Annotated in this window: 4 protein-coding genes; 2 read left to right on the top strand and 2 right to left on the bottom strand. The window is 44.3% G+C overall.

Annotated features, from left to right (window positions below; genetic code table 11):
* Positions 1–317: 317 nt before the first annotated feature.
* Positions 318–3,110: a preprotein translocase subunit SecA gene (gene secA, locus GNE10_RS30025; RefSeq protein ID WP_185569417.1), complete on the top strand. Its 2,793-nt coding sequence runs from the start codon at positions 318–320 to the stop codon at positions 3,108–3,110.
* Positions 3,111–3,325: 215 nt separating this feature from the next.
* On the opposite strand, the gene atpC is transcribed toward secA, so the two are convergent.
* Together atpC and atpD are read right to left on the bottom strand one after the other, a co-directional pair.
* The gene (atpC, locus tag GNE10_RS30020; RefSeq protein WP_185569416.1) at positions 3,326–3,739 is read right to left on the bottom strand and encodes an ATP synthase F1 subunit epsilon; all 414 of its coding nucleotides are present in this window, start codon (positions 3,737–3,739) and stop codon (positions 3,326–3,328) included.
* Positions 3,740–3,826: 87 nt separating this feature from the next.
* A complete protein-coding gene (gene atpD, locus GNE10_RS30015; RefSeq protein ID WP_099067074.1) occupies positions 3,827–5,275 on the bottom strand; it encodes a F0F1 ATP synthase subunit beta in 1,449 nt (482 codons plus the stop codon).
* Positions 5,276–6,063: 788 nt separating this feature from the next.
* On the opposite strand from atpD, the gene GNE10_RS30010 reads away from it, so the two are divergent.
* Positions 6,064–6,888, top strand: a complete 825-nt coding sequence (locus GNE10_RS30010) for a SirB1 family protein (protein ID WP_185569414.1) — start codon at positions 6,064–6,066, stop codon at positions 6,886–6,888.
* Positions 6,889–6,935: the final 47 nt, after the last annotated feature.

Below are 6,935 nucleotides of genomic sequence, written 5' to 3'. Positions count from 1 at the left end.
GTGGGGGGAAAGAGAATTTATGCTTCCCCCTCCTTCCTCCCACACCTCCCACACCTCCCACACTTCCTAGAAAGCCCCATGCCTAATGCCCATGCCCTATCTGGAGGCAAAATGATACTATGAAGAAAGAGTGAATATTATAAGATATGAATTAAAACCAATCATTTAAGAAACTGATTGACTAGTTTTTCTTCTGTTTTTGAGCAAATTCTCATTTTAGACCCATCTACCACTAAGACTGTTGAGTGGGTTAAATGTTTATAATCAATGCCAAATCTTTAATTGCCATCCCCCTTGATTCAGTTCGATAACCTGCCATGCTAAAACTTTTGTTGGGCGATCCCAACGCTCGTAAGCTGAAAAAATACCAACCTTACGTCACAGAAATTAACCTTTTAGAGGAAGAAATTAATACTCTTTCTGACGAGGATTTAAAAGGTAAAACCCCAGAATTTAAACAAAGACTCGCTAAAGGCGAAACTCTAGATGATATTTTGCCAGAAGCTTACGCTGTTATCCGAGAAGCAGCACGCCGAGTCTTAGGCTTACGGCATTTTGATGTCCAACTACTTGGCGGTATCATTTTGCACGTAGGGCAAATTGCTGAAATGAAAACGGGTGAGGGTAAAACATTAGTAGCCACCTTACCCAGTTATTTGAATGCCTTGACTGGTAAAGGCGTACACGTTATTACTGTGAATGATTACCTGGCTCGTCGGGACGCTGAGTGGATGGGACAGGTGCATCGGTTCTTGGGGTTGAGTGTGGGGCTGATTCAGTCCAGCATGACTCCCACGGAACGCCAGAAAAATTATAACTGTGATATTACTTATGTGACGAATAGTGAGGTGGGCTTTGACTACCTGCGGGACAACATGTCCACGGATATGAAAGATGTGGTGCAACGCCCGTTTAATTACTGCGTTATTGACGAAGTAGACTCGATTTTAATTGATGAGGCACGGACACCTCTGATTATTTCTGGACAGGTAGAAAGACCTACAGAAAAATATTTGCAAGCTGCTGAAATAGCAGAGACTCTCACAAAAGATGAGCATTATGAGGTGGATGAAAAAGCTCGTAACGTGCTGTTGACAGATGAAGGGTTTGCAGAAGCAGAAAATCTATTGGGAGTTACAGATTTATTTGACCCAGAAGATCCTTGGGCACACTTTGTTTTTAATGCCATTAAAGCCAAAGAACTTTTCCTGAAAGACACAAACTACATTGTTCGCAATGGCGAAGTGGTAATTGTGGATGAATTTACCGGTCGGGTACTACCCGGACGGCGCTGGAGTGATGGGCTACACCAAGCAATTGAAGCGAAGGAACACGTAGAAATTCAGCCGGAAACTCAGACTTTAGCAACAATTACTTATCAAAACTTGTTCTTGCTGTATCCCAAATTGGGTGGAATGACGGGAACGGCAAAAACTGAAGAACCAGAGTTTGAAAAAATTTACAAACTTGAAGTGACAGTAATTCCCACTAACCGGGAAAGAAAACGCCAAGACTTGTCTGATATGGTTTTTAAGAAAGAAACAGGCAAGTGGGGAGCGATCGCCAGAGAATGTGCCGAAATGCACGAACTCGGTAGACCCGTATTAGTAGGAACCACGAGTGTAGAAAAATCTGAATATCTCAGTAGACTGCTCAAACAACTAGAAATTCCCCACGAATTACTCAACGCCCGACCAGAAAACGTGGAACGGGAAGCAGAAATCGTTGCTCAGGCAGGACGCAGAGGTGCTGTGACCATTGCCACCAACATGGCGGGAAGAGGTACAGATATCATCCTTGGTGGTAACTCAGAATACATGGCGCGTTTGAAGTTGCGGGAATATTTCATGCCCCGCATCGTGATGCCAGAAGATGAAGATACATTTGGCGTGCAAAGAGCTGCTGGATTACCTACAGGACACGGCGGCGGCCAAGGTTTCGTTCCGGGGAGGAAAGTCAAAACCTGGCGGGCTTCACCAGAAATTTTCCCCACACAGCTGACAAAAGAAGCAGAACAGATCCTCAAAGAAGCAGTGGAAGCTGCTGTACGCGAGTATGGCGAACGAAGTCTACCGGAGTTGGAAGCTGAAGACAAGGTAGCTGTGGCGGCGGAAAAAGCTCCCACGCCAGATCCGGTAATTCAGAAATTGCGGGAAGCTTATAAGCGCATCAAGCAAGAATACGAACAATTCACCGAGCGAGAGCATAATGAAGTGGTAGAACTTGGTGGTTTGCACGTCATTGGTACAGAACGCCACGAATCCCGCCGGATTGATAACCAGTTACGCGGACGCGCCGGACGACAAGGCGACCCTGGTTCCACAAGATTCTTCCTGAGTTTAGAAGATAATTTACTACGAATTTTTGGTGGCGATCGCGTCGCTGGTTTAATGGAAGCATTCAAAGTTGAAGACGATATGCCCATTGAATCGGGGATGCTAACTCGCAGTTTGGAAGGGGCCCAGAGAAAAGTTGAAACCTACTACTATGACATCCGTAAGCAGGTGTTTGAGTACGACGAAGTGATGAATAATCAACGTCGTGCTATTTACGCCGAACGCCGTCGGGTGTTAGAAGGTCAAGACTTGAAAGAACAGGTAATCAAGTATGCTGAAAAGACGATGGATGACATCGTTGACTACTACATCAACGTAGACTTACCTTCCGAAGAGTGGGAGTTAGAAAAGTTAGTTGATAAAGTCAAAGAATTCGTGTACTTGTTATCCGATTTGCAGGCTACTCAATTGGAAGATATGTCTGTCAGTGAGATTAAATTCTTCCTCCACGAACAAGTGCGAATTGCTTACGACCTTAAAGAAGCGCAAATTGACCAAGTACAAGCGGGACTGATGCGCCAAGCCGAACGTTTCTTCATCTTGCAACGCATCGACACCCTGTGGCGAGAACACTTGCAACAAATGGACGCTTTGCGCGAATCAGTAGGATTGCGCGGTTACGGTCAAAAAGACCCACTGATTGAGTATAAGAGCGAAGGCTACGAACTGTTCTTGGATATGATGGTGAATATTCGCCGAGATGTAGTTTACTCATTGTTCATGTTCCAACCGCAGCCGCAACCAGTAGTACAGGCTTCATCGGAAATGGTGTAATCGAGAGTGCTGAGTTAGGAGTTAGGAGTTAGGAGTTAGGAGTTAGGAGTGCTGAGTAAAGAATTTCATTTTTTTATTCAGTACTTCCTACTGACTAGGGAAAAGATTTGATGCAAAAAAGACGCAGAAGCAATAAAAATGCCTTTGCGTCTTTGTTTTTGATGATTTTGGATTTTGAAGCAAATCTAAAATCCAAAATCTAAAATCCAAAATTGTTAGACTGAACCGCCAGCGGCTTGAAACCGAGCGCGGGCACGTTTGAAGGCTTGATTTGCCTGGATTTGTGCTTGACGATCGTCTGCTGGTACTTGAGTCAGACGTGCTTCTGCTTGGCTGTAAGCAGCACGGGCTTCTTCAAGGTTAATTTTGTCACCACGTTCTGCGCCGTTAACGAGAATTGTGACTTCATTTTCTTCCACTTCGGCAAAGCCACCCAAAAGAGCGATCGCTTCCCAATTTTGATTTTTAGCTCCACGGACGCGCATCACACCTGTATCCAGGGCAGTTAACAGAGGTGCGTGTCCAGTTAAAATACCTAACTGACCGGTAGTGCTAGGCAAAACTATTTCTTCAGCTGGGGCATCCCAGACTGTTTTATCTGGGGAAATTACACGAACGGTTAATGTCATTTGTCTTTTGTCCTTTGTCCGTTGTCTTTTGCAATAGCCATTAATCATTAGAATTTGCACTAATGACTAATGACTAATGACCAATGACTAACCTTTGAGTTTTTGAGCTTTGGCGATCGCTTCGTTAATATCGCCCACCAAGTAAAAAGCCTGTTCTGGTAGGTCATCCAACTCACCAGACAGAATTTTTTGGAATCCTTTGATGGTGTCTTCCAACTTCACGTATTTACCAGGAGAACCGGTGAATACTTCTGCTACAAAGAACGGCTGAGACAAGAAGCGCTCAACTTTCCGCGCCCGTGCCACTACTAGACGGTCTTCTTCAGACAATTCATCTAGACCCAGAATGGCGATAATGTCTTGCAGTTCTTTATAACGTTGCAGAGTTGATTGCACCGCACGGGCAGTATTGTAGTGTTCCTCGCCAACAATTCCTGGCTGTAGCATGGTGGAAGTTGAACCCAGGGGATCTACCGCTGGATAAATTCCCTTAGCTGCCAAACCGCGAGACAGTACTGTTGTTCCGTCCAAGTGAGCGAAGGTGGTTGCAGGCGCGGGGTCAGTGAGGTCGTCCGCAGGTACGTATACCGCTTGAATTGAGGTAATGGAACCCTCTGTAGTGGAGGTAATGCGTTCTTGCAGTTCGCCCACGTCAGTACCCAATGTGGGCTGATATCCTACCGCTGAAGGCATCCGACCTAGCAGCGCTGATACTTCCGAACCTGCTTGCACAAACCGGAAGATGTTGTCAATAAACAGCAGCACGTCTTGTTTGTTGACATCGCGGAAGTACTCTGCCACTGTCAAACCAGACAGACCAACCCGCATTCTTGCTCCGGGTGGCTCGTTCATCTGACCGTAAACGAGAGCAATCTTCGATTCGTTAAGGTTGTCTTTGTTGATAACCCCAGATTCAATCATTTCGTTGTAGAGGTCATTGCCTTCACGGGTACGTTCGCCCACACCCGCAAAAACTGATACTCCACCGTGCTGAGTAGCGATGTTGTTAATCAACTCCATCATGATCACGGTCTTACCAACACCAGCACCGCCGAACAGACCAATCTTACCGCCGCGTCGATAGGGAGTCAGGAGGTCAACAACCTTAATCCCAGTCTCAAATACCGAAGGTTTGGTTTCCAGGTCAGTGAATTTGGGAGCAGAACGGTGGATGGGTAAGGTAGCCTCAGCATTTACAGGCCCCCTGTTGTCCACAGGTTCGCCAAGGACGTTGAAAATCCGACCCAAGGTGGCTTTACCAACTGGCACGCTGATGGGAGCGCCTGTATCGACGACTTCCAAACCACGCACTAAACCATCGGTAGAACTCATAGCAACAGCCCGTACTTGGTTGTCGCCCAGCAATTGCTGTACTTCGATGGTGAGGTTAATTTCCTGTCCAGCTTCGTTGGTGCCTTTGATGGTCAAAGCGTTGTAGATTTGAGGCAATTTCCCGCCGGGAAATTTAACGTCTACAACTGGACCAATGATTTGGGTAATGTAGCCTATGTTTGTTTTTTCTGCGGTTGTGACCATGCTGCGCCTAATGATTGAAGCTATATTTCAGATAAGGTCGTTGAAGACATAAGATTAAGCAATGTCATCTTTCAGGTTAGCACTGAACGCCCCCCCTCTACGCCATAAATTGATTCTTAAGACTGAGGTTGGGGATCAAAAATTGGCCTCACTTGTAAAAGTGGCACTTCAGTATGGTGCTAGTTGAACAATTGCTACTATTGTCTGTAGTGTTTTTTACCTAATTTCCACGCATTGGGGAATAAAAAAATCTGCTCTTCCCAGCGATCGCCACAAAGAGCAGTACCATGCCATTTCATTCAAATAGTTAATACAAATGCTCTCAATGCCGTTTCGGAATTAGATAAATCATTAAAAGGGAACAGGGAACGGGGAATAGGGAACAGGGAAAATAAGTTGCTACGTGAGAGTTAAATGTGTAACCCTACTGTGTACTGCCTACTGTCCCCCCGTTGGTGTAGCTGTGAAAAAGCAGGTCTGAAATTTATTTTCATACCTTGGATAGATTGATTTCATGAAATTTATGTACAAACTACGTTTTCAAATTTAGTGAATATTCATAAGATAAAAATAGGCACAAAAAGCGGAAAATCAGAGTAACTGAGTTTTGTTCGACAAACTTTTCTTGAGAAAACTCTAGAATATAAACAACAGCTTCAAGTTGTTGACAGTCAATAGTTAAAAGTCTTCTATGAACAAATCTTTGTGATATGTAGTCTTTTAAATGCGTGAATCTTGAATTGATATCACTTTCCCTTCCTCCTCACACCTCCACCGAGTTATAGTTTATGAATTTCTCGTTAGCGCGACAATATTTTTATCAAGAGATTCAGCAGGCTGACGAGGAAATAAATTTAGCAAAGGCAGCTTTATATATTGCACAAGAAGAGTATCCAGACCTAGACCCAGAGGAATATCTCAACGCCCTTGATACAATGGCGTGGGAACTGGAAGAACGCCTGCCCCAAGAACGATATCCTCTACGAATGATTCAAACTATTAATCAATATATATACGAAGATTTAGGATTTTCTGGTAATAAAATTGACTACTACGACCCACGTAATAGTTATCTCAATGACGTAATTGATAGACGATTGGGGATTCCCATTACTTTAGCTTTAGTTTACTTAGAAATTGCACGACGGATTGATTTTCCAATGGTGGGTATAGGAATGCCGGGACACTTTTTGATTCGTCCCGATCTTCCAGATATGGAAATTTTCGTCGATGCTTTCAATAGTGGTGAAATAATATTTGCCGAAGATTGCCAAGAAAGACTATCTCAGCTTTATCAGCAACCGGTGACGTTACAACCAGAATTTTTAGCTGTGGTAACTAATCGGCAATTTTTGGCAAGGATGCTAACAAATTTAAAGTTTATTTACCTAAAACAGCAAAAGTTAGAAAAAACATTAGGAGCAGTGGAAAGAATTTTACTACTGTTTCCCGATTTAACTTTAGAATTGCGCGATCGCGGTTTGATATATTATCAGCTTGGCTACTATCCCCAAGCCGCACAAGACTTACAAACTTATTTACTCAAAGTTCCTGACGCCCAGGATGCAGGGGTGATTCGGCGATTACTTGGCGAATTGGGGAAAGATGGGTAGGGAATGGGGAGATAGGGAGGTGTGGGAGATGGGGAGAGAGGGGAGTG

This window comes from Nostoc sp. 2RC (assembly GCF_014222165.1).
Lineage (GTDB): Bacteria > Cyanobacteriota > Cyanobacteriia > Cyanobacteriales > Nostocaceae > Nostoc > Nostoc linckia.
This window is presented reverse-complemented; position numbering and strand designations above follow the sequence as displayed.

What these genes read in the sequence shown, in the direction of transcription:
- secA (WP_185569417.1), top strand. Translation starts at nt 318, where the DNA reads ATGCTAAAACTTTTGTTGGGCGATCCCAACGCTCGTAAGCTGAAAAAA.
- atpC (WP_185569416.1), bottom strand. Translation starts at nt 3,739, where the DNA reads ATGACATTAACCGTTCGTGTAATTTCCCCAGATAAAACAGTCTGGGAT.
- atpD (WP_099067074.1), bottom strand. Translation starts at nt 5,275, where the DNA reads ATGGTCACAACCGCAGAAAAAACAAACATAGGCTACATTACCCAAATC.
- GNE10_RS30010 (WP_185569414.1), top strand. Translation starts at nt 6,064, where the DNA reads ATGAATTTCTCGTTAGCGCGACAATATTTTTATCAAGAGATTCAGCAG.